18 protein-coding genes and 3 pseudogenes are annotated in these 22,683 nt (G+C 57.3%); 7 read left to right on the forward strand and 14 right to left on the reverse strand.

All coding sequences use genetic code 11. From position 1 onward, the window contains the following. Window positions 1-572: 572 nt before the first annotated feature. The 4 genes from AC0V6Z_RS12320 (at window position 573) to AC0V6Z_RS12335 (ending at window position 2,936) form a co-directional block, all read left to right on the forward strand. Window positions 573-1,001, forward strand: coding sequence for a sterol desaturase family protein (locus AC0V6Z_RS12320; RefSeq protein ID WP_472638756.1), 429 nt, complete (start codon window positions 573-575; stop codon window positions 999-1,001). After that, entirely contained in the window at window positions 922-1,203 is a 282-nt protein-coding gene (locus AC0V6Z_RS12325) for a sterol desaturase family protein (protein ID WP_472640911.1), read from the forward strand. The genes AC0V6Z_RS12320 and AC0V6Z_RS12325 overlap by 80 nt, the downstream gene beginning before the upstream one ends. Before the next feature lie 334 nt (window positions 1,204-1,537). Then, window positions 1,538-1,714 carry a hypothetical protein gene (locus AC0V6Z_RS12330; RefSeq protein WP_472638757.1) on the forward strand — a complete coding sequence of 59 codons (177 nt, stop codon included), beginning with the start codon at window positions 1,538-1,540 and terminating at the stop codon, window positions 1,712-1,714. Window positions 1,715-1,916: 202 nt separating this feature from the next. Beyond that, a complete protein-coding gene (locus tag AC0V6Z_RS12335) occupies window positions 1,917-2,936 on the forward strand; it encodes a DCC1-like thiol-disulfide oxidoreductase family protein (RefSeq protein ID WP_486176485.1) in 1,020 nt (339 codons plus the stop codon). A 41-nt stretch (window positions 2,937-2,977) separates the two neighbouring features. On the opposite strand, the gene AC0V6Z_RS12340 is transcribed toward AC0V6Z_RS12335, so the two are convergent. Beyond that, window positions 2,978-3,712, reverse strand: coding sequence for an SDR family NAD(P)-dependent oxidoreductase (locus AC0V6Z_RS12340; protein WP_472638759.1), 735 nt, complete (start codon window positions 3,710-3,712; stop codon window positions 2,978-2,980). Window positions 3,713-4,023: 311 nt separating this feature from the next. Here AC0V6Z_RS12340 and AC0V6Z_RS12345 point away from each other — a divergent pair, with 311 nt between their 5' ends. From AC0V6Z_RS12345 to zapE, 3 genes are read left to right on the forward strand one after another with little or no spacing between them, the layout of a single operon-like run. Further along, window positions 4,024-4,803, forward strand: a complete 780-nt coding sequence (locus AC0V6Z_RS12345) for a succinate dehydrogenase iron-sulfur subunit (RefSeq protein WP_472638760.1) — start codon at window positions 4,024-4,026, stop codon at window positions 4,801-4,803. Window positions 4,804-4,807: 4 nt separating this feature from the next. Next, window positions 4,808-5,266, forward strand: coding sequence for a PaaI family thioesterase (locus AC0V6Z_RS12350; protein WP_472638761.1), 459 nt, complete (start codon window positions 4,808-4,810; stop codon window positions 5,264-5,266). 19 nt (window positions 5,267-5,285) lie between these two features. Next, on the forward strand, window positions 5,286-6,392 hold the full coding sequence (gene zapE, locus AC0V6Z_RS12355; protein WP_472638762.1) for a cell division protein ZapE: 1,107 nt from the start codon (window positions 5,286-5,288) through the stop codon (window positions 6,390-6,392). 7 nt (window positions 6,393-6,399) lie between these two features. On the opposite strand, the gene AC0V6Z_RS12360 is transcribed toward zapE, so the two are convergent. The 13 genes and pseudogenes from AC0V6Z_RS12360 to AC0V6Z_RS12420 form a co-directional block, all read right to left on the reverse strand. Beyond that, window positions 6,400-7,323 carry a crotonase/enoyl-CoA hydratase family protein gene (locus AC0V6Z_RS12360; RefSeq protein WP_472638763.1) on the reverse strand — a complete coding sequence of 308 codons (924 nt, stop codon included), beginning with the start codon at window positions 7,321-7,323 and terminating at the stop codon, window positions 6,400-6,402. Window positions 7,324-7,526: 203 nt separating this feature from the next. After that, the gene (locus AC0V6Z_RS12365) at window positions 7,527-9,425 is read right to left on the reverse strand and encodes an XrtA/PEP-CTERM system amidotransferase (RefSeq protein ID WP_472638764.1); all 1,899 of its coding nucleotides are present in this window, start codon (window positions 9,423-9,425) and stop codon (window positions 7,527-7,529) included. A gap of 12 nt (window positions 9,426-9,437) precedes the next feature. Continuing rightward, window positions 9,438-10,481, reverse strand: a complete 1,044-nt coding sequence (gene xrtA / locus AC0V6Z_RS12370; protein WP_472638765.1) for an exosortase A — start codon at window positions 10,479-10,481, stop codon at window positions 9,438-9,440. Continuing rightward, a complete protein-coding gene (locus tag AC0V6Z_RS12375) occupies window positions 10,471-11,694 on the reverse strand; it encodes a TIGR03087 family PEP-CTERM/XrtA system glycosyltransferase (RefSeq protein WP_472638766.1) in 1,224 nt (407 codons plus the stop codon). Before AC0V6Z_RS12375 ends, xrtA begins: the two co-directional genes overlap by 11 nt. A gap of 15 nt (window positions 11,695-11,709) precedes the next feature. Next, window positions 11,710-12,771, reverse strand: coding sequence for a FemAB family XrtA/PEP-CTERM system-associated protein (locus AC0V6Z_RS12380; protein ID WP_472638767.1), 1,062 nt, complete (start codon window positions 12,769-12,771; stop codon window positions 11,710-11,712). Beyond that, the gene (locus AC0V6Z_RS12385) at window positions 12,768-13,667 is read right to left on the reverse strand and encodes an XrtA system polysaccharide deacetylase (protein ID WP_472638768.1); all 900 of its coding nucleotides are present in this window, start codon (window positions 13,665-13,667) and stop codon (window positions 12,768-12,770) included. The genes AC0V6Z_RS12380 and AC0V6Z_RS12385 overlap by 4 nt, the downstream gene beginning before the upstream one ends. Further along, window positions 13,668-14,799, reverse strand: a pseudogene (locus tag AC0V6Z_RS12390) (XrtA/PEP-CTERM system-associated ATPase). Between the two features lie 16 nt (window positions 14,800-14,815). Continuing rightward, window positions 14,816-16,462, reverse strand: coding sequence for a TonB-dependent receptor (locus AC0V6Z_RS12395; protein WP_472638769.1), 1,647 nt, complete (start codon window positions 16,460-16,462; stop codon window positions 14,816-14,818). Then, complete coding sequence (locus AC0V6Z_RS12400; RefSeq protein ID WP_472638770.1) at window positions 16,462-17,199, reverse strand: P-loop NTPase; 738 nt, start codon at window positions 17,197-17,199, stop codon at window positions 16,462-16,464. The genes AC0V6Z_RS12395 and AC0V6Z_RS12400 overlap by 1 nt, the downstream gene beginning before the upstream one ends. A gap of 304 nt (window positions 17,200-17,503) precedes the next feature. Beyond that, window positions 17,504-19,024 (reverse strand): XrtA system polysaccharide chain length determinant, encoded by a 1,521-nt coding sequence (locus AC0V6Z_RS12405; RefSeq protein WP_472638771.1) that lies wholly within the window; start codon window positions 19,022-19,024, stop codon window positions 17,504-17,506. Then, a complete protein-coding gene (locus AC0V6Z_RS12410) occupies window positions 19,021-19,680 on the reverse strand; it encodes an XrtA/PEP-CTERM system exopolysaccharide export protein (RefSeq protein WP_472638772.1) in 660 nt (219 codons plus the stop codon). Before AC0V6Z_RS12410 ends, AC0V6Z_RS12405 begins: the two co-directional genes overlap by 4 nt. 203 nt (window positions 19,681-19,883) lie before the next feature. After that, window positions 19,884-21,130, reverse strand: a pseudogene (locus AC0V6Z_RS12415) (pyridoxal-dependent decarboxylase, exosortase A system-associated). After that, window positions 21,127-22,663, reverse strand: a pseudogene (locus AC0V6Z_RS12420) (acyl-CoA ligase (AMP-forming), exosortase A system-associated). Before AC0V6Z_RS12420 ends, AC0V6Z_RS12415 begins: the two co-directional pseudogenes overlap by 4 nt. Window positions 22,664-22,683 lie beyond the last annotated feature (20 nt).

The following is a 22,683-nucleotide window of genomic DNA, read 5'->3' on the forward strand; positions in this document are numbered from 1 at the left end:
AGCTATCGGACCAATGAAAATGGCGATGGTCTTGCCTTGATCCGAAGACATACCTCCTATGATTACAGCAGGAAGGGCATAAACAATCTGCTCCGATCTGGCCTTTCTACACCCATTGCGCGCATGCGTACGAAACTGGTTCGTGAAGCACTCCTTTTATGACCCAATACCTTTTGCGTAATTGGGGGAATTACATCTTGCTGTTCCCAAAATACGCTTGAGCGACCGCTCACGCCCCAAATGAACTATTGAACTGCGGTTAAACCCTAGGTTGAATGCTCGCATTGGCTGGGTGGAGCCAGAAAGACCTCGTCGAAACAATAGTCGCTGAGGGCCTGCGCCAGAATGGGATCGCCTGAAGGTCAGAACTTATTAGTTGTTACAGCGAAACGCCATGCACTTGAAAATTTGGAATCCAAATTTCTTCAATTTTTAATTTTCCGCACTACCTTATAGGTGTGGGGATCGTTGTAACTGTAATTAGCTTAGCTATTTTCATGCTTTGCGCGGAGCTCTTGGCCAAAGGCAGGGTCTGGCCACGCGTATCTCGCTGGTGGGTTCGTGCGTTTGCTTTGAACGCAGTACAAGTCGCGATGGTTTTCGTGGCTGGCCTGACATGGGACAAATGGCTCGCAGATTGGTCGGTTTGGAATGCCGGAGCCGCTTTTGGTGAAACCGGCGGGGCGATTTTCGGCTATCTCGCGATCACATTCATCTATTATTGGTGGCACAGAGCGCGGCATCAAGTGCCGTTTCTTTGGCGTACCTTTCATCAGATCCACCACAGCCCGCAACGGCTCGAGATCATAACCAGCTTTTACAAACATCCGCTCGAAATCTTCGTGAACAGCCGGCTTATCGAGTTTTATATTGTATGTTCTATGCGGCCTCGGGCCGCAGGCAGCGGTCTATGCGATCCTTCTGACCGGGATCGCGGAGTTATTCTATCATTGGAATGTGAAGACGCCCTATTGGATTGGTTTCATCTTTCAGCGGCCTGAGAGCCACTGTGTCCATCACAAGCAGGGGTGGCATCGCCAAAACTTCTCTGATTTGCCCATCTGGGATATGATTTTTGGGACATTTCACAACCCCAAGAAATTTGATGACGCGTGCGGTTTCTCAGAAGACCGTGAACTGCTGCTTGGGCCAATGCTACTTGGTGTGGATGTTCATAAAGCAAGTAAGGACGATGCAAAGTGAGCGTGCTTAAAACAGCTTTCCCACCAATTTTCCTGATTTCTCTTGGCTGCGTTCAGATGGCTAAGCGATCTTTTCGGATTGCAGGCGGTAAAGGCTGTTGGTGCAGCTTCTGTGGCATCTCCAGCGCCTAAGGTTTTCACGGCGCACGAAGGGTTCGAAACATATTCGTCAAAGTTCATCCTGTCATGGAGAAATCGTCAGGGTGTAGCGCAAGAATTAGTGCTGACACCTCAGAATTATTCTGGCGTACGCGGGCCGTATAATCGCCGAAATGCATATGGGGCTGCCCTGTCGTATGCACCGGTGCTCAATTCGAACGACCTAAGCTTAGCCAATGCTCAATGCCGCGATAAGCCACACATTTTGTGGCAATTCGTCAGCCCTTGAAGAGCTAGGGGTCGACCGGACGGATGTGACCGGACCATTCACCTTTCGCCTTGTTCCGCGTCAGAAACTGCCATCCGACCATCCATGGAAACTCGAATACAGCGTGAACTGCGATGTCAAATAGTTGGACTGGCGGACAGTACAGTGTTTTTCGGGCACTGCTCGGGGTCTATCTATTTGTCCATTTTGCCTATCTTGCGTTCTGGGCTCCGGACATATTTTCATCCGCTGGAATGCTACCCGATGCTGGTCTAAGCCCGCTCATTATCGCGTTCCCTAACGTACTGCGGTTTGTCGATAGCCCAATGTTCGTAACCGCTTTGTGCGTGGCGGCGGCGCTTGCTTCGGTTTTCTTCGCGGTGGGTAAGTGGGATAAGCTTGCAGCCATTTTCATGTGGGTCGTCCTGGCCAGTTTCCTCGGCCGCAATCCGCTCATTTCAAACCCTGCCATGCCTTATGTTGGCTGGATGCTATTGGCTCATTTGTTTGTAATGGCCGCGCCATATTTATCTTGGCCAGCACGCGGTCGCCCTGATCCAGGCGGTCGATGGACGTTGCACCGCGGCGTGTTTCTGGCCGGATGGGTCGTGCTAGCACTGACGTACAGCTACAGCGGCTACACAAAATTACTGAGCCCCAGCTGGGTGTCCGGCGAGAATGTCCAATATGTGCTCGACAACCCGCTCGCCCGTGATTGGATTCTCCGGGATATCTTGCTCGCGGTGCCTGCGATTGTTCTCAAGCTTCTGACTTGGTTTATTCTCATCATTGAATTGCTGTTTGCGCCTTTGGCATTGATCAAGAAGTTTCGTCCTTGGATTTGGAGCGGAATGCTGTTCGTTCAATTCGGTTTTGCATTTTTGCTGAATTTTCCAGATCTCACGATCGCAATGCTGCTGTTCCATCTGTTCACATTCAACCCGGCATGGTTGGCGCCGAAACCGCTAAATGGGGCTGTTCTGCATTTTGATGGCTCCTGTGCTCTTTGCCATGGAACTGTCCGTTTTCTGCTGGCCGAGGAAACGCAATCCCAGTTGAAGTTTGCCGCTTTGCAAAGTGGATTGCTGGAAGCTGAGATTGGTCCAGATGCGGTGAGCGCGTTGGGTGATACGGTTGTTTTACGGACACGAGATGGTCAAGACCTGAGCAAGGCGAGCGCCATAATCTACTTGCTCAAACACCTTGGCGGGCTCTGGCGTTTGTTTGGGTGGACGTTTGGATTGTTCCCAAAGTGGTTTGCGAATTCTGCTTATGAATTCGTCGGGAAGCACCGTTATCGTTGGTTCGGAACAAAGACTGATTTTTGCCCCCTCGTCTCAAGCGACATCCAAACAAGGTTTCTTTGACGCGGCCTAGACCTTAGGCTGAGCATCCTAAATTGCTCCGCTCAAGCCCTAATTTCCTCGCCCTGCCAATCGAAGACATGGCCGCTGTGTGACGCGTCCAGGCCGCTGAGGACATTGAGCAGATGTGCAGCGGACTTCGCCGGATCGAACAATTGTCCTTCCGGCAGGCCCTTTTGAAACGGCTCTGACAAGGCGCTATCCACTGTGCCTGGGTGAAGGCCGACGACGATGCTGTCCTTATGCGTGCGAGCCATTTCTAGCGCGAAGTTCTTAAGCAGCATATTGAGCGCGGCCTTCGATGCCCGGTAGCTGTGCCATCCGCCCAGCCCGTTGTCCGAGATTGAGCCTACCCTTGCAGAGAGCGCCGTGAACACGCCCCGCCCCTCTCGCGGAAGCAGCGGCAACAAGTGCTTTGCAATTATCGCTGGGCCGATGGTGTTGAGCGCGAGCACCTCTGCCATGGTCGCGGTATCCAGGCGTTTATAGGTCCGCTCTGGCCCGCGCCCATCCGCCAAGGTCAGCACGCCGGTGGCGACGATGACCATCTGAGGCGGAGCGTCTCGCATCATGCCGGCGGCATCGGCAATGCTGGCCTCATCCCGAAGGTCAAATGCAAAGGGGATGATGCCCTCGCCCATGAGCTCCCGGCCCGCGCGTGATCCGGCATAGATCTGCTGTGCACCCCCTTGCGCCAGCGCCTCGCATAGAGCGCGGCCGATCCCTCCACTCGCGCCGAAGACGGCGGCGGTGGCTGGCCAAGCGGCGGAGCCTCTCAAATTGCTGTGTCCTACATCGCTCATGCGAGGTAAAAGGCGGCAATGGCTTGTAAGTTCCACCCATCCCGCAAATTGCTGATCGAATACCTCGATCAATCAGGCATTTTTGATCGATTGCTTTTCATGTTCTGGACTGTGTTCCAGGTGTTCCAAGCGTGGCCTAGTAGCGACAAAGCGTTGAGCCTGCCCGGTGTGATCGGCCCCGGTGATCGTTACTCAACAATTGTGGCTATACTCGCAACAAAGCGTGTCTTGCCCTCGCGCGCTAAGGCGTTAGATAGGTGTCACAACGCAATGGGATCAGATTTGTAATGGCGACTTTCACGCTTCCTAAGAATTCAAAGATCAGCAAGCAGGGCAAAGTGTACAAGGCCGATGGTGGCCGCGCGAAGTCGTTCAAGATCTATCGCTATGATCCCGATAGCGGCGACAATCCGCGCTATGACAAGTTTGAGATCGATCTCGACAATTGCGGTCCGATGGTTCTCGACGCTCTGTTCAAGATCAAGAACGAGGTTGATCCCACCCTCACCTTCCGACGCTCTTGCCGCGAGGGGATCTGCGGATCCTGCGCGATGAACATGAATGGCAAGAATGGGCTGGCCTGCACGACCGCGATTGAAGACCTGAAGGGTGAGGTTCGCATCACCCCTCTGCCACATATGGATGTGATCAAGGACTTGGTTCCGGACTTCACGCACTTCTACGCGCAATATGCCTCAATTCGCCCATGGCTTCAGACGGTTACGCCGACGCCCTCGGGCAAGGAGCGCCTGCAAACGCCGCAGCAGCGCGAGCAATTGGATGGCCTTTATGAGTGCATTCTGTGCGCTTGCTGCTCGACCAGCTGCCCGAGCTATTGGTGGAATTCGGACAAGTTCCTAGGCCCTGCGATCCTGCTTCAGGCCTATCGCTGGCTCGCGGATAGCCGCGATGAGATGACCGGTGAGCGGCTCGATCAGTTGGAGGATCCATTCCGCCTGTACCGCTGTCACACTATCATGAACTGTGCCAATGTCTGCCCGAAAGGCCTCTCGCCAGCGAAGGCGATCGCAGAGACCAAGAAGATGATGGCAGAGCGCGAAATCTGATCCGGTGGCGTTAGACGACGAGGTATTCGAGCATACCCCCGATCCTGACAATCCAGGTTGGAATCACTGGAACCTGAAAGACCAGACGCTGTTCAATGGCGCGGTGATGGGAAAGCTCATCACCCGGCCGGAGGGGGATAAGTGCCGCCTGCGGATGTTCCCGGAACGGCGGCATGAGAACCTGCAAGGTATCATCCATGGCGCGGTAACGCTCAGCCTGATCGATATCTCCATGTTCACGACCATGCATGTTGTGGGCAGTGGTAATGCTGGCCCTTCTGTGACCCTGGAGCTTTCCACACAGTTCGTGGGCGGCGGCGACCCTAAGCGGCCGCTCGATGCGGTGACGGAGATAGTACGCGAAACGGGCCGCATGCTGTTCGTGCGCGGTCAGATCGTGCAGGACTATGATGTGGTCGCGAGCTATTCCGGCATTGTGCGCAAGATGAAGCCGCGCGCATGACCCACGCTGAGTAAGATCGATGCTGGCGCGTTACGAACGTCTGATTGCCAATGGCGAACTACGGCCGGATCCGGACCAGAGGCGTGCGGCGGAGCAGCTTGATCGGCTGCAGAAGGACTTGGAGGCGGAGACCTCTGGCGGATTGCTGGCTCAGCTATTCGGCGCAAAGAAGGTTCGGCCGCAAGGCGTCTACATGGTCGGCGGGGTTGGTCGGGGCAAGTCGATGCTGATGGATCTGTTCCATGATCAACTGTCGATCACGGAAAAGCGGCGGGTCCACTTCCATGCCTTTATGCAAGAGGTTCATGCCGAGCTGAGAGAGGCGCGCAAGACCGAGAGCGGAGATCCTATTCCCGTGGTGGCAGAACGGCTTGCAGCCCACCTTCGCTGTCTGGCCTTTGATGAGATGGTGGTGAATAACTCGGCCGATGCGATGATCATGAGCCGCCTGTTCGCGCAGATCATCAACCAACAGAATGTGGCGATTGTGACGACGTCAAACCGGCCTCCGCAAGACCTGTACAAGGATGGCCTAAATCGGGAGCACTTCCTGCCGTTCATCGACTTGATCGAGGCCGAGCTGGATGTTGTCAGCCTTAACGGCCCGACTGACTACCGGCTTGATCGGATTGGCGATCTGAAGACGTGGTACACGCCTATAGGCGAAGTGGCGACCGACGCGGTGCGAGAGGTGTTCTTCCGCCTAACGGACTTTGCGCCTGAGGATGCCGAACATGTGCCGTCACAGGAGCTGGAGGTGAGCGGTAAGCGCACAATCCATGTGCCCAAGTCCTTGAAAGGGGTTGGCGTGTTCAGTTTCAAGCGCCTTTGCATAGAGGCACGCGGCGCGCCAGATTACCTTGCCATAGCCCGCAACTTCCACACAGTGATTATCGTTGCCATCCCGCAAATGGGGCCAGAAATGCGCAATGAAGCCGCGAGGTTTGTGACCCTGATCGACGCGCTTTACGAGCACAAGGTGAAGCTGTTCGCCACCGCTGCAACCGTGCCAGATGCTTTATATCAGGCCGGTGACGGCAGTTTTGAATTTGAGCGCACGGCTAGTCGCCTGCAAGAAATGCAGAGCGATGAGTATCTAGCTCTCGGACATGGAGCCGAGGGATAGCAGGAGCTCATGCGGCGGCGATGCGCTCGGCCAGTCGCTCTTGCGCCGTCGTAAGCCGGTTCATCACCTTCAGGTCCTGTTCGCGCAGCTCTAGCGCGGTGTCCGCCCACAATTCCGTGATGCGGTTGAGCTCTGCCAGTTGGAGGTTCCAGACCTCCTTTGTGGCCCGCCGAGAACCAACCAGCCCAGCGTGGCGACGTTCCGACTTCTTGATGAAATCGCGCGTTGCATTCACCCCATCTCCAGGCTCAGCCAGTTGATGAACGATCCCCATCTCGTACATTTGCTCTGCAGTGTAGGTCTCGTTCGACATGATAAGGCGTTCGGCCATCGCGCTGCCGATCTTGCGTGACAGCAATGCGTGGGCGCCCATCCCGGGAAACAGGCCGAACATCACCTCTGGCAAGCCAAATGTCGCAGTTCTTTCAGCAATTATGTAGTCGAACGACAGAAGCGCCTCGAACCCGCCGCCTAGCGCCGCACCCTGCACCATGCCGATGGTCAGCATGGGAATATCAAGCGCTTCGATATTGCGGTGCAGAATCGCGCAGCAGCGGTGGCCATAGTTAACCAAGCCGTCGCGATCACGCTCTCGGATCAACCTTTGGAAAAGAGCGAGATCCCCGCCAAAGCAGAAGACGTCGGATGAACGACTGCCGAGCACAAGGTAACGCAAAGGGACCTTACCCGGTCCAAAACCGAGTGCAATCAGACGTTGCCATTCTTCAAAATCATCTAGCATCGCTCGCGTAAAGCTTGGGCGATCGGCCGGATTCATATAGCTCCACAGCGTGCTCGACGTATCATCGTACATCGCATCTATTTCACTGAGTTTAAACAACTCTTCTGGAATCGCAGCATGCAATGCGCTTTCCACGAACAACTCATCGTCGTCCGTAAAAGGTATTGCCCTGCTTGCCCCGCTATCCATTTTCGAACTGCTCCAAATACCACTAAGGCGAAGCTTCGATCTTTTATTCACTCCATTGAGCTGGATCGCCGATTTACTCCGATATGAAACGATCTAGGCGCGGCTATGCTTCAAGTGCAAATGCTAATTTGCGAATACAACATGTATTTACGTTTCAGTTTGGGTCACCGCATGGTTAATCGGTGCCAGCTTGTTAGCCAGTGTTATCCGCTAACGCCTAGCTGGACCATTGACTTTTCCAGCATCAGCAATTGCCATAATATTCTGGAGTTGTCCGATCGCCCTGCAATGTGTGCTTCAGCCAAGTCAGCCACGTGCTTGCGATCAAACCAGCCCGATTGAGCTAGCTGAGAGCTTGAGGCGATCGCCCGCGCAGAACTGGCTAATGGCCCGCGCAGCCAATCGGCAATGGGTGTCACGAAACCTTGCTTTTGCCGATAGAGTATATCGCTCGGCAAATAGCGCTCCATGCATTTCTTAAGCAGGTACTTACCGGTCGATCCGCGCACTCGCATTTTCTCTGGCAGGCGGGCCGCAAATTCAATCAATCGGTGGTCAAGTAATGGCTCCCGCGCCTCCAGACTAACGGCCATGCTGGTGCGGTCGACTTTGGTCAAAATATCCCCAGAAAGCCAAAATTTAAGGTCCGCATATTGCGCCCGGTCGAGCCCGCTGCGCGCTGGGGCGTGCCTCATCAGGGCGATTAGATCATCTTCGCCGCGATAACCCTGAAGCTCGCTGGCGAAGCCTGAATCGTACAGAGCCCCTCTTTGTTCAAACGTGTTTACGGAAAGCCCGCGTGCATAGCCCGCCTCACCACCTCCAGCGAGTGCTAGCAGTGTGGATTTGGCGCGGAATGGCCGCGGTGCCCAATCCGCCTTTGGCCACACCCGCCCAAGCGTGCCAAACACGGGTTCACGCAGGCCAGATGGCAGAATCGAGCGCACACGCTCTTCATGATGGTGGAATACTTGCCTGCGGTATCCGGCAAATGCTTCATCTGCGCCGTCGCCAGAAAGGGCAACGGTGACTTTCTCACGCGCCAGCTCGCAGACCCGCCATGTCGGCAATGCGGACGCATCGGCAAAAGGCTCGTCGAACATGCCCACCAGCGCATCGACCGCGCCAAAATCATCTTGCCCGACCGTGCGAGCCTCATGGTCGGTGCCGAACTTCTCTGCGACCGTTTGTGCGTAACTTGTTTCGTCGAGTGCCGCGACATCAAACCCTATCGAGCAGGTTCGCACAGGCTCCGCGCTGACTTCACTCATCAAAGCGACAACGCTGGAGGAATCGACACCGCCCGACAGGAACGCACCCAACGGCACGTCGGCGACCATGCGCGATTGCACCGCCTCGCGCATCAAATGGACCAATTGCGCAGACAGGTCTGCCTCGGACCCGCGCACGCGCTCTTCAAAACTGATATCCCACCAACATTTTGGCGCGCTGATCGGCTGACCATGTTCGAGCAACATGAAATGACCCGCAGCAAGTTTTTCAACCCCGGCTAGGATTGAGCGGCTGTCTGGCACATAGCCCCATGTAAGGTAGTCATCGAGCGCTTGCGGGTTCAGCCGACGCCGCAGCAATGGGTGGGCGAGCAAGCCCTTCAGTTCTGATCCAAAGGCAAGGCTCCCATCGCTCAAACGTGCGAGGAACAGCGGTTTTACGCCGAGCCGATCGCGGGCCAGAAACAGGCTGCGCTTGTCCAAATCATAGATCGCGAAGGCGAACATGCCATTGAAACGCGAAAGGCAATCCGGTCCCCAACGTTGCCATGCGGCGAGAATGACCTCGGTATCACCAGAGGTTTTGAACCGCGCACCGGATTGTTCCAGCTCACGGCGCAACTCGCGGTAATTGTAGATCTCGCCGTTGAAACTGATAACCGCGCGGCCATCGACGCTGGGCATGGGCTGCGGAGAGCCTTCGAGGTCGATGATCGAGAGGCGGCGATGCCCCAGCCCTATTCCAGGAGCGGTCCAAACACCGGCTCCATCCGGGCCGCGGTGAATGAGCGCATCACACATCCGCTCAACCCGCGCAGGGTCCACGGGTTTGGGCGTTTCCGCATGAAAAATTCCGGCAATCCCGCACATATGTCGAGCCGCCTAGCCGATTGGAGTGGTAATGGCGACAGCCGGGATCAGTGCAGCTACAATTCCTGAGAGTGCGGCCAGAACGATGACGCCGATCAGGATCGCCGTGTGGCTGGTGTTGAAGCGCTCAAGCTGGCCAATCCAAGGCATTGCGCTCAACTCTTCTGAGGTGAAACCAGCATCCTCAGGCTCGCGCTCGAAAAATCTCCATGCACCTGCGAGCATGATCACCAGAACGATTGCGAAGAATATCCAACCATAGAAGATGTGATCGAATCCCTCGGCAAATTCGACGCCCTGGTTCTGGGCGATGTAGATTGTGCCCCACGCCCGGACCCCATTGGCTAGGATTGGGACGATGATAGCGGCCAGCATGAAAGCCGCGCGGCGGCTCCAACTGGTGAATTGGGTGAAGCAGATCAGCACCGCCAGAGTGACCATGGCGACGAGAAATTTCACGCCGGAACACGCCTCTGCAACGATGAACAGACCGACGGGTGTATCGATGTAAATACCGTCAATCTCGGCAGGCACTCCGCTGGCAAGCGTTAGCCAGATCGCAATCTCAGCGGTGATCATTTGCAGAGGCGGAATAATCTCATCGCCAAAGGGCACAAGGAAGGCCATCATCGCCAATGGCAGGACGAGCAGCATGGAAATGCGCGGGCCGATGATTGCGATTGCTGCTGCGATCATTGCGCCAACAGCGCCCGCCTGAGCAAACAGGTTGATCCCGGTGGCGCGGCCCAGTGCCCACAGCGCTAACGATGCTGCAACCAGGCCGAGGCCAGGCACCCAGCCCTTAGGTGCCGCGATGGTGACCTCATCGCGCCTCAACCAGACGAGCCAACCGACGATGACAGGCACCAGCAGTATGTGATTGTAGGTATCGATGTTCCACCATTGGTGCAGCATCTCACCCCATTCGCGGGCCGCCAATACGACGAGCGCGGTGACCACCAATGCCAAAATCACAAGCGGTTGCTTCCACACGCTTGGCACATGGTCGCCCAAGCTTTGTTGACGCCAATCCTGCGTGAGCTTCTCAGGCTGCATTGCACGCCTCACTCGCTGGTGAAACCAAATTGCCAAGCGGTTCCAGCATGGCATTCCACGCGTGGCGGTCTAGCACGAATTGTCGCGCTGAGGCTCCAAGGTCGAACAATGCATCTGGATCGGACAAGGCCGTCTCGATCCGGGCGGCCATCTGTTTTGGGTCAGCAGGTGCCACCAGCCAATGCTCCCCGTCGTGCGCGGCAATACCGGTCGCAGCCTCCTGTGTGAGGACCACCGGTTTGGCCATCGCCATCGCTTCTAGAACTTTGTTCTGCACCCCGCGCGCAATCAGTAGCGGCGCGAGCACGAAGTCTGCCGCCGCGATGAAGGGTTTGACGTCAGGCACCTCGCCCCAAATGGTTAGGCCCGGTGTATCGGCATGGGTTAGTAAACGCGCGGTAGGATTGCGGCCCACGATGTGACATTCGGCCTCGGGATACTTGGTCCGGAGAACCGGCAGCAATTGCTCAATGACCCATTCCGCCGCTTGCTCATTAGGTCGATAATCCATCTGCCCAGTGAAGACGAAATGCGGCCCCTCGCCAGCTCGCAGTTCCGCATGAGGCTCGCTCGCGCTGGGGTCAAAGGCGGCGGCATCAATGCCATTGCCAATTACCTGGACGGTCACGCGCGATGGGTCTTTCAGCCTGCTGCGATATAGCTCAGCCTCGTTTTCGCTGATCAGAATGGTTGCATTGGCCCGCGCGCCAAGGCGCTCTTCTTCCTCTGCTAGCAGGCGCCCTTCCCGCGTATTCAGCCAGACGCGCTCGCCAGCTTCGGCATAGCCCTCAAACTTGACGCTATCGACATCGCATAGGTCGATCACCACTCTGCCTGCGAAGCTATCAGGCACATATTGCCCCATTTGTCCGGAAAAAATGACGATTGTGTCGATGGGATGCCTGGCGAGGGTTTGCTGTATCCAGCTTTCCAAACGCGCGCTGTGAAAGGCGGTGAGGCTGACGGGTTTACCGGTCAGCACGGCTTCAACCCCGGCGAGCGTCAAAGGCTTACGTCGATCCATCACACATTGCGATGCAGCGATTGCATCGACCTCTGCCACGGCTGCTCGATCCTCAGCATTCTCAGCAAAGCAACCCACATGGACTGGGGCAATTTGCGCCAGCCTTCTCAGCAAATGGTGCGCGCGGATCTTGTCCCCGCGATTGGGCGGGAATGGAACGCGGTGCGCCAGAAATAAGATTTCCCCCATCAGTCTGCCCGATCCCTAGGCCAACCCGCGCGCGATCCACGGACCGATCGCATTGGCGAGCGGCAGCGGCAGCCTCTTCCAAAGCTCAATCTTGCGCGAATAAGCCTCGCTTGTCGGGTCAACATCGCGGGGTTCAACGCCCGGCGCATGCCAATGGGCATAGGTGAGCGGCGCAGGCTCAAAGCCCCAGTTCTTCTTGAAATTGTAGGGACCGCTGCTTGTTTTGGAGCGGCCAAAGTCGAAGTGCGACATGCCAAGCGAACGCGCGTGGCACATCAGTTTGTAATACATCAGCTCATTGGCGCGTAGGGATCGTGCAGCGAAGGTTCCCCCGCCCCAAAATGGCATGACCCCACCCTCGTGACAGAAGGACAGGACGCTGGAGACGGGCTCCTCACCTGAATAGACCGTGAGGATATCGGCGGTGTCAGGAAACGCCTCAATCATCGCCTTGAACAGCGCCTTGGGAAACACCGGCGTGCCGAGATTGCGGACGCTCTCGCTGTACACCGCGTAATGCGCCGCCAAATCGCGGTCTGAGCGGCCAATGCGCACGTCTAAGCTGCCTTTGAGACCCTTGCGCACCTCTGCCCTCGCCTTGCGCGGAATGGCGAGCAATTGCGCCTCATCGTCCTCTGCCAGCTCAGCGATGAAACCGGCGTGCTTGTCGCTCACACCGTTCCAACCATTGGGAACAACACCTCCGCGCAGCTCCACACTAGCAACCGAATTTCTAATCGCATGATCTTGTGCTGCGCCAGCAAGCGCCTGAGTCGCCTCCTGGGTCTCGGCAAGGATACCGCCGCCCACGCCGAAACCGCTGGAGACCATAGCCCGCCCAAACAAGGCCGAATGCGCATCGGTGAGCGGCAGCCATCCGGTGATGACGCCCATCTGCTGAGTGACAAAACCGCAGGCCTTCTGACCAGTCCCTGCTTCAACCGCTTTCAGCCATGTCGGGCGATGAAACAGACTCGCCTTATGCTCGCGCACAAACCCCTCAACCCGCTCCAGCATTCGGGCATCGGAGAAGTCCACTTGCGAGACGGTGATTGGCAGTTTCACGGGCGCGTTCATGGGGTCAGATCAACGGCCCGTGAGGCTTCGCGCAAAGCGATCATATCCATCCGTGCCCATCGGAACTCATGCACCAATTCGCCGAGCTTACCCGCCATTTTATCGAGATTGGTGTAATGGCGCAGCTTTGATCGCATCGGCGCATTGCCCACGCGCGGTTGATCGGGGTCAATTTCCCACGGATGAAAATAGAACACCGCCGGGCGTTTTTCGCGGCGGTTCACTTGCCGGATTGCCCAGCGTGAAAAGGCATAGGGCAGCACGCGGAAGAACCCGCCGCCGCCCGCAGCCACGCGGCGACCGCCGAGGATCGCTGTAGTGACTGGTATCTCGATCATGTCCGACCAAGGGATCGGCTTAAAGGCAAAACGCGGCGCCTCTGGCCAGCCATAATGGTCGTGCGCAATCGGTGCGACGCTGGAGGAATAGGTGTAGCCCTGCTCCGCCAGTTCCATGAACGCCCACGGTGTGCGCTGATCTATTGAAAAACTTGGCGCGCGGTAGCCGGTAACCTTGGTGCCAGAGCAATCCTGCAAGATATCCCGCGCCAGCTTTAGGTCGGCGGCAAATTTCTCGCGAGTGAACGTGAACACGCGGGCATGATCATAGCCGTGGCTGGCGATTTCGTGGCCCGCATCTGCAATCCGCTTGATCATTTGCGGGTGGCGTTTTGCCACCCAACCTAATGTAAAGAACGTGCCGTGCACGTCGGCTTCGGCAAACAGGTCTAGGATGCGATAGACATTGTCTTCGACACGGGTTTTGATCCCGTCCCATTCGCCGCGCTCGATCACATCTTCGAACGCGCCGACCTGAAACCAGTCTTCAACATCAACGGACAGCCCGTTGACGACCTGAGCCTTCACATCCCTGGAGAAATTCGGCGCGACGTTCATTTACGCGGCCTCGCGCGATGCATCTTCCTCAAGCCATTCAATCAGCATGCCAACGACATGACGGAACGATTGCTCTTGTTCCTCAAGCCGGCTTTCGATGCGGTTGATCGCCTCGCTCACCTCTGGGTCCATTTCCATCGGTTCCGCGTGGGAGCCTGCGTTTTGCAGTTCGCCGATCGCGGCCTCTAGTTTTGAAGTGCGCTGATCACGCTCCGCCAGCAATGCTGCGACTTCGGGCGCAGGCACCGCGTCAATCGCCGTTTCTGCAACGGATGCAGATGTAGTTACTTGAGCGGGAATATCGCGAGCACCCTTTGAGGTGTCCGCCAGCATTTCCTCACAAACGGCCTCTACCATTGCGGTGGTTAGGTCACTTTGCTCTTCGATCGCACTCAGCAATAGCATCCGGTTCATGATCTGGTTTACGCGGCGCGGAATACCATCCGTTGCCTCGTAAACTGCGCTCAGAACCTCGGCACTGATGGCTGGATTACCCTGCCACCCAACATGCTCGAGCCGGTGGTTGATATAGGCTTCAACCTCTTCCTCATCGAGCGCTTCCAAGTGATGCGAAGCGATTACACGCTGGCGCAGTTGATCGAGATCGGGATGGCTGGCGACTGTGGTGCGGAATTCCGGCTGCCCCAGCAGCAGGCTTTGCAGCAGCGGGTGCGAACCCAGTTGGAAGTTGGACAGCATGCGCAGCTCTTCCAATGCGCCAACGGGCAAGTTCTGACATTCGTCGACGATCAGCAGACAACGCCGACCGGCGCGCGCTTCGTCCTGAAGGAAGCTCTCAATCGCGCCCAAGGCGCCTGCCTTGTCACGGCCTGAGACTTCGATGCCAAAGCTTTGCGCGGCCACATGGATCAGCTCTTCGCCGTCCAGCGCACTGGTGACGACCTGGCCAACCGTCAGCGCCTCTGGGTCGATCTCGCTGCATCAAATGCGCGACCAATGTCGATTTACCAGCGCCAACCTCGCCGGTGATGACGATGAAGCCCTCGCCCTGGTTCAAGCCATAGCCGAGATAGGACAGAGCCTTCTTGTGACTCGCGCTCTCGAAATAGAACTCGGGATCAGGGGTCAGCTGAAATGGGCGAGAATTGAAGCCATAAAATTGTTCGTACATCGTCAGGGTGTCCGGATCAGAAGTCGTAACGCAGGCCGAGCAGCGCCGTTGCAAAGGCAAAGTCATCAGCCGACAAGTCGGAGTCGAGATAGTCCACGGCGACCGCCGCACGGGCCGACAGTTTACCGGTAAGCGAGCGGCTGTAAGCAGCAGACGCGCCGTAACCGGTCACATTGCCGTCGACCCCGTCACCGCGGCCAAACCAATTGACGTAGCCATTGACGGCGAGGTTCGCATTGCTGCCGATTGGACGGTTTAGCGAGCTTCTTACGAAGTAACTTTCATCCGTCACACCGTCCGCGGTGGCCAAAATGGTACCTGGCGCCGCGATGAAGCGGCGGTTGTCATAACCAGCAGCGATGGCCGCGTTGAGGCGGCCAATCTGGCGCTGATAGGCGACTTGTCCGCCGCGGCTGCGGAAGGCTGCTGAACGAACCGAGCCGAATAGGCCAGCACAGCCAGTTCCGCTTTCCCCGCCAACACAGCCGCCAAAATCACCGGTCAACGAGTTACGAATGGCCGAGAATTCGGTTGGCAATGCGGCCAGTGAATTGGTGAGCGATCCGCCAAAGCCGCTGACCGCATCATAGACTGAGATGCTCAGCTGGCTGCGACTATCAGGGACAAAGGTGAAGTTGCCGTAATATGTGGTTGAATCGTAACGACGGCCAACGGTCGCGGCGAGCGATGTGCGGCTGCTAGGACGCCACAGAACGCCGACGTCCCAGATGAAGCCATCAATGTCGAAGGCGAGTTGGCGCGGAGCGCTGGTGTCGGTCACCAGACGGCCATCAGAACCAATGACGGGATCGCCATTTATGTCGCGCACGGCATCGCGGCTCGACACTTCGACATCCTCGTAACCAACGCCGCCAACAACCGAGAGATTGCTGGTGATCGGCACGGTCACATCGGCGCGCACATAGGTATCGCGAACGCGTTGATCGAGGTTGGAAATGTCTTCCTGAAAGTAGCCTCCGCCGACGCCAATGCCGACGGGCAAAGGCTCGCCAGGGCGCGTGGCAGCACGCAATTGCGCATTATAGGTGACACTGTCGTCAAACACATCGGCGATCGCGCCAGACGGCGTGACGATCGCGTCGTTCGCCTCAAGCCGGGTGTAGCCCACCCGAGCAGAGCCAGTCACGTCGACCGCGCCAACGCGGGTTGCCAATGTTGGCCCGACATAACCACTGTAGATTTGGCTCTCGGCATCGTCTTGTACCAATGGGTTGGAAGTGATCCCGCCGGATCCATCGATCCGCGTGCGGCTTGCCAAGGCACCTGCATCCAATGTCAAAGCGCGAGGGATGATCGAGAGATATCCGCGAGCAACCCCGCTGAAAGTGTCGGAATCAATGCCATCGGACGCGCCGTAGCCAATGTTACGCTCATATCGCAGCGATAGCGAACCACCGCTGTTACGGCCTGCTGCGGAAACATCCACACCGGCAGCCACCTGAGTAAAGGTCAGCACGTCATCGCCGGGCGATAGCTCCGCCGAGAGGACCTGTGACACCTCGATGTACGGTTGCACAGCGACCCGTGGGCCATCCGATACACCTGTATCGCCAGTATCATCCTGGGCCTGCGCATGAGCGGGCGCGGCGGCAACGATTGCTGCCAGCCCCACCAACAAAGCTGCTCTGAGAACTTTAGTCACTATCTTTCCCCTTGCGCGCCATAATTGCCAAATTGGCGTCCTGACGGGCTGAATTGTGCTGCATTGAGCAACAGTTTGATGTCGACACAGGCCGACAGCAGCTGCTGCGCATCTTCAAGCGCGGCACGGCTTGTTTCATCGGCGCGGGCGACCAGCAAAACCTGGCCAACATGAGCGGCGAGCTCGGCTGCTGCGGAGGCAGCAAGCGCGGGCGGTGTATCGAAAATGACAATCCGGTTTGGTGCGCCTTGGGTCAGGCGTGCGAGCACATCGCCCGTCCTCGCGCTGGCCAAATATTCGGCGGCATTGGAATTGCGGCTGCCCGCAGACAACACGAAAAGGTTGTCGATGTCTGTTTTGACCGCGAGGGTCTCTGGCTCAAGGCTGGGATCGGCCAAGGCATCCATCAAACCCTTGCCCGGTTCAAAGCCCAAGCGTGCCGGAATGCTTGGTTTGATGACATCGGCATCGACCAGCAGAACTTCGAGATCACGCTCGGCCGCCAAAGCAATTGCCAGGTTGAGCGCACAATAGGTCTTGCCCTCGCCCGGATGCGGAGATGAGACCAAAATTTGCTGCGCTTTGGATGATCCGCCTGCACGGGCATCGGCAAGCAGCTCGCGTTTGACGATGCGAAACTCTTCGAGCAGCTCGCTGACGCCATCCTCGGGCACGACCAGTCCAGCATCGCGCAGATGATCGCGCGAGATAGGCTGGTGCGTGCTGTTTAAAGCCACGGCTTGCGGAGCAGCTTTCGCTTACTCAGGCGTTGGAGCTGTTGGTGGAGGCTGCTGGACTGTTTGTACTGCCGGTGCTGGCGCCGGGGTCGCTACTGGGGCAGGAGCGTTTTGAACAGCGGGCTGCGCAGCAATCGGTCTCCGAACGCGCTTTTCGCCTTCTGGCAGGCGTACGGGAGGCTTCGCAGGTGCCAGTGCATCCAGACCAAAAGTGTCGTTAGCACGCTCAAACAGAGACGGTTTCCCGTTCACTTTCGTCGCTCCTTCGCGTGAAATCTTGCTGTGCTCTGTCATCTCAGCCCCCTCACGCAACCGCGCCGACTGAGACAAATTCAATGCCCAGCAAAATTACGAACACACTGAACAACCCAGCGGTTGCCCCAGCGAATTGCTTGAACCGTTTGGCGCGCAGCTCTTGCGCGGCCTCAGATACGGTCATCGAAATTGAACCGATCACGGGCAGATCAAGCGCGCGCTCCAGTTTCTTCGGCGTGGCGAAGGTCGAACGTAGCTGGCTGAGCGCATAAGCGGCCCCTGCCCCCGCTGCGAGGCCGACAAACAACACACCAAGCAGTAACAAAGGACGATTGGGCGCAGCCGGGCCTTGCGGCACAACAGGTGGATCAGTCAGCTGGAATTTGAATTGGCTGGTGTTGTCTTCCACTTCGCCGCGGGTGCGCAGCTCTTCGCGGTCTTGCAGCAGCTTTTCGTAGTTCTGTTGCAGCACTTCATAATCGCGGCTGATCCGGTTGGCTTCGGCAGCAACCTCTGGCTCAGCGGCTTGGCTGCCCATCAGCGCAGCAATATCAGATTGGATCGCGGCGCGCCGTGATTGCAGCGATTCGACGCTGGCCTGACGATCCGCACGGATCGAAATCAGCGAAGTGTAGGCTGGGTTTGGAGTACCGCCAGAGGCGTTCGGGCCTTGGGCAGCAACTTGACGCGTCAGAATTTGAACCTGCCGAGTTGTCGCCACCACATCGGGATGCTCATCGGTTAGCCCGCGCGAACGCAGCTCTGCCAATTGTGCTTGAGCGCCAGATAGGGCGGCGCGAGGACCACCAGTGCCCGGTGTGTCAATCGTGCGCGGCGTACCGGCCAATTGCCCGTTGATCGCAGCCAAAGCGCTTTCCGCCGCGGCAAGATCAGCTTCGATTCCGCGCGCCTCTGTCCGTGACTGCTGAAGGCGGGTCACAAGCGTGCTCGAACCACCGATCAGGTCGGGGTATTGCGCTTCAAAGGCGAGACGGCGCTGTTCGGCCGCTTCCAGCTCGCGCTTGCGCTCTTCGAGTTGTTCATTGATCTTTGTGACCGCGCCAGAGACTTGTGCTCGGCTGCCCGCGACATGCTCGTCGCGCAGAATATCGATCAGTTTTTGCACCACGTCGCGCGCCAGAACGGCGTTTTCGGCGTCGGACAGATCGCCCTTGCCAACCGTCGCGGTGATTTCAAACAGGTTGTCCTGCTCGCTGGTGACCGTCACCTTTTCATCAAGGTTTTTGATCTCTGTCTCGAGCGCAGAGCGTTCTGTGATGTTCTCACCCAAACGCGTTGATTTAATAACCTTTTCAAGGTTCACCGCGCTTGCCAATGTTTGCCGGACACGGCGGATTTCTTCGCGCCCATCGCCGGCAATACCCAGTTGCTCTGACAATACATCGTCGACATCGACATAGATGCGCGCCTTGGCCTCATAGGAGTTGGGGATCATCGCGACCACCAACCACCCGAGCAGGCAAACGCCCCAGGCGACGGCGAGCGCCAGCCACCGGCGGTGCCATACCGAGTAAAGCGCTGTGCGCAGCTCTTCAAAAATCTCGCTCATGCGCGGCGCGGGTCCTTAAAGGTGCTCTCAGGGATGATGATCACATCGCCTGGGTTCAGGGTTACGTTTGCTGCGCTGTCGCCTTTTTTAAGCAAGTCCTTGAGGCGCAGGCGGTATTCAACCTGTTCGCCGCTCTCGCGGTCCAAACGGATCAGCTTTGCACGGTTGCCAGCAGCAAATTCGCTGAGGCCGCCCACCGCGATCATCGCGTCAAGCACGGTCATGTTCGCCCGGTAAGGCAACGATGCTGGCTGTTCAGTAGAACCCACGATGCGGATTTGCTGGTTAAACGTGCCGGAAAACTCATTGACGATTACCGATACGATCGGCTGTTCAATGTACTGCGCGAGTTGATCGCGAATATCGTTCTGCAATTCGGTGGCGGTTTTGCCCACGGCAGGCAGATCGCGAACCAAGGGAATCGTGATCCGGCCATCTGGGCGAACCTGAATTTCCTCAGCGCTCAGCTCTGGATTGCGCCAAACGTGGATGGTGATTTGATCGAGCGGTCCGATAACATATTCTTCGCTCGGCCCCTCTTCCGTTGTTGCAAAGCTGGCTGGAGGCAGTTCTTGCCCCGCACCGCCACAACCGGCGAGCAGCGAAATTGCAACAACAGATCCCACGATGCGGGAAAGCGAAAAAGAGGTCTTCATTGGTACGTATCCTTGCCTGGGTCGGCGGGATCAGCACCTGCTACAGGAGCGACCTGAAGCACTGGACCCGCGAATGACCCGAACTCTCTCGCTCATATTGGTGAACATTGTGTTAGTAATAACGCCTGTTTTGGCCCCCTATCCCGTTTCGGGACAGCGGTTTGCCAAACTTTAAACGCGCATAATTGCGTGGTTTTCAGCTCTTAAACGAGCATTTCCGCCGCAGGTCCATGGCCAAGGAACGCGCTGGGGCTGGCGCTCGCTCCGTACGCTCCAGCACAAAACACAGCGACCAAATCGCCAACATCTGCGCGCGGCAGGCCAGCTTTGTCGGCCAGTCGGTCTAGCGGGGTGCAGAGGCAGCCGACCACATTGACGATATCGTCCGCCGAGCGCATCGTAACGATTGGCGATGGCAACCGGATAATTGCGGCGTACAACCGTTCCGAAATTACCGGATGCGGCAAGTTGGTGATGCAGTCCGCCATCGGTGACCAGATAGGTTGTGCCGTGGCTAACCTTGCGGTCTATCACCCGCGTCAGATAAACACCGGACTCGCCAACGAGATAGCGCCCAAGCTCAAGACACAGCTCTGTATCTTGCAACACCGCCGGGAGGTTCGCCACATACTCATGCAGAGCAGCGCCGACCGCAGACAAGTCCAACGCATCATCATTGGGGAAATAGGGAATACCAAATCCGCCGCCCATATTGAGCTTTGGCAGAAGTTCTCCAATCGCGTCTGACAATTTTGCTGCCAAATTCAGCACATTGCCCTGCGCTTCTATAATTGCCTCGGCGCTCAAGGCCTGACTGCCTGTAAAAATATGCAGGCCGCGCCACTCAGCGCCCGCTGCGATCACTTCGCGCGCCAGAACGGGCACCTTGTCTGCGTCAACGCCAAATTGCTTGGCGCCTCCGCCCATCTTCATACCGGAGCCTTTCAGCTCAAAATCTGGATTCACGCGCAGAGCCATGCGAGGAGCTTTGCCCAGTTTCTCGCCGATGGCGAGGGAGCGGTGCGCCTCCCCTTCAGACTCGCAATTGAGCGTGACTCCTGCAGAAATGGCAGCTTCCAGCTCGTCATCACGTTTGCCCGGACCGGCGAAGCTGACACGCGCCGGATCAATTCTGGCGGCATTGGTCATGGCAAGCTCACCAGAGGAGGCGATGTCAAAACCATCGACCAAAGCCTCCATATGCGCGATCACAGGGGCATAGGGATTGGCTTTGACCGCATAGTTGATGCCGATGCGCGCCGAGCAGAGCAGCGCGCAGCTCTGCGACCCGCGTATTGAGGCGATCTCTCGAATAGACGAACAGCGGCGTCTTACCCGCCTGTGCTGCCCATTCGCTCGCCCGCTTACCGCCAATGGCCAGTTCGCCCTCAAGTGCCGCAAACCCTGCTGGAATTGGCCCAAGTGCCTTGGTCTTATCGAGGGATGTCATTGGCTTAACTCCCTTAACAGGGCCGTGCGATCAATCTTCCCATTGGGATTGATCGGCATCGCATCGCGCCAATGGATCGTCTGAGGTTGCATGAAATTCGGAAGCTCCCGCTTGAGCCTTTTAACCAGATCTTTGTGCGACGCCTCGCTTTCGGTCCCGCGCACCACGAGATGTACTGCATGGCCAAGACGCTCGTCTGGCAGACCAAGCGCAACCGCCTCTTGCACCTGATCACAGGCGATCGCGGCTTCTTCTATTTCTGCGGGACTGATCCGGTTGCTGAGCGCTTTTGATCATCGCATCGCGCCGACCGACGAAATAGAGCAAACCATCTTCGTCCCGTCGAACTCGATCGCCGGAGAACACCGCTGTCCCGCCATAGCGCGATTGACGCGGCGCAGGCTTGAATCGCTTAGCGGTGCGCTCTGGGTCTTGCCAATATCCTTGCGCGACCAGTGGTCCGCAGTGAACCAGCTCACCCTCCTCACCGGGTTCAGCGACTTCCCCCGCATCATTGACGACAAGAATTTCTGCGAAAGGAATGGCCTTACCCATTGAAGTTGGGTGCGAATCGACCAATGCCGGATCAAGAAAGGTTGAGCGAAACGCCTCGGTCAGGCCATACATCGGATAGAGATCTGCATCGGGGAATATCCGGCGCAGATCACTGACCAACTCAGTGGTGAGTGCGCCGCCACTATTGGTCATCCGTCGCATGGAAATGGTGGCCTCTGGTGTCCACTCCAGTTCGGTGAGCTGAACCCACAGTGGTGGCACAGCGGCCAGGGTGGTGATCTGATGCTTGGCGCAGGCCTTCATCACGTCGCGCGGAAACAGGAAGTCGAGCGGGACAATACAACCGCCCGCATGCCACGTTGAAAGCAGTTGATTCTGCCCGTAATCAAAGCTCAATGGTAGGACCGACAAAGTTACATCATCGCCTGCCATTTTGAGATAATCGGCGACGCTAACCGCGCCGAGCCACAGGTTCGCGTGACTCAGAACCACGCCCTTGGGCCGCCCCGTCGAGCCACTGGTGTAGAGAATAGCTACAAGCTCGCTCGGATCGGCTTTGGACGGACCAAGCGGCGTATCATGTGTGGTCGCCGTAGACAGCGCCTCATTTTCCTCCATCGCGGCGCAGGAAGCTATTAAATTGCTGGCTTCAAGCGATTTAAGCCGTGCAGCATTAGCAATCAGCAAGCTCGCCCCGCTATCTGCTAAGATGTGCGCCGCCTGCGCACGTTTTAGCAGCGGATTGATCGGCACATGCACCAGGCCCGCCCTCGCCGCCGCCAATGGCAGAAGACAGGTCAGCTCGCCCTTTGCCGCCCAGCTCGCTACACGAGCGCCTTTCTCTGGCACAATGCTCTTAAGCCATCCCGCCAAGACAGCGACACGCTGTCTTAACTCCTCATGGTTAAACGTCCGGTCACGAAGCACCAGAGCAGGCGCATCAGCGCGGCCACATTCCACGCCGCGTTCGGCAATGTGGTCGAGCGGTTTGGCTGTCTCGTCTAAGGTGCTTGGCATGACAATTTCCGAAGGGACAC

It is taken from the genome of Erythrobacter sp. SN6-5 (genome assembly GCF_057364945.1).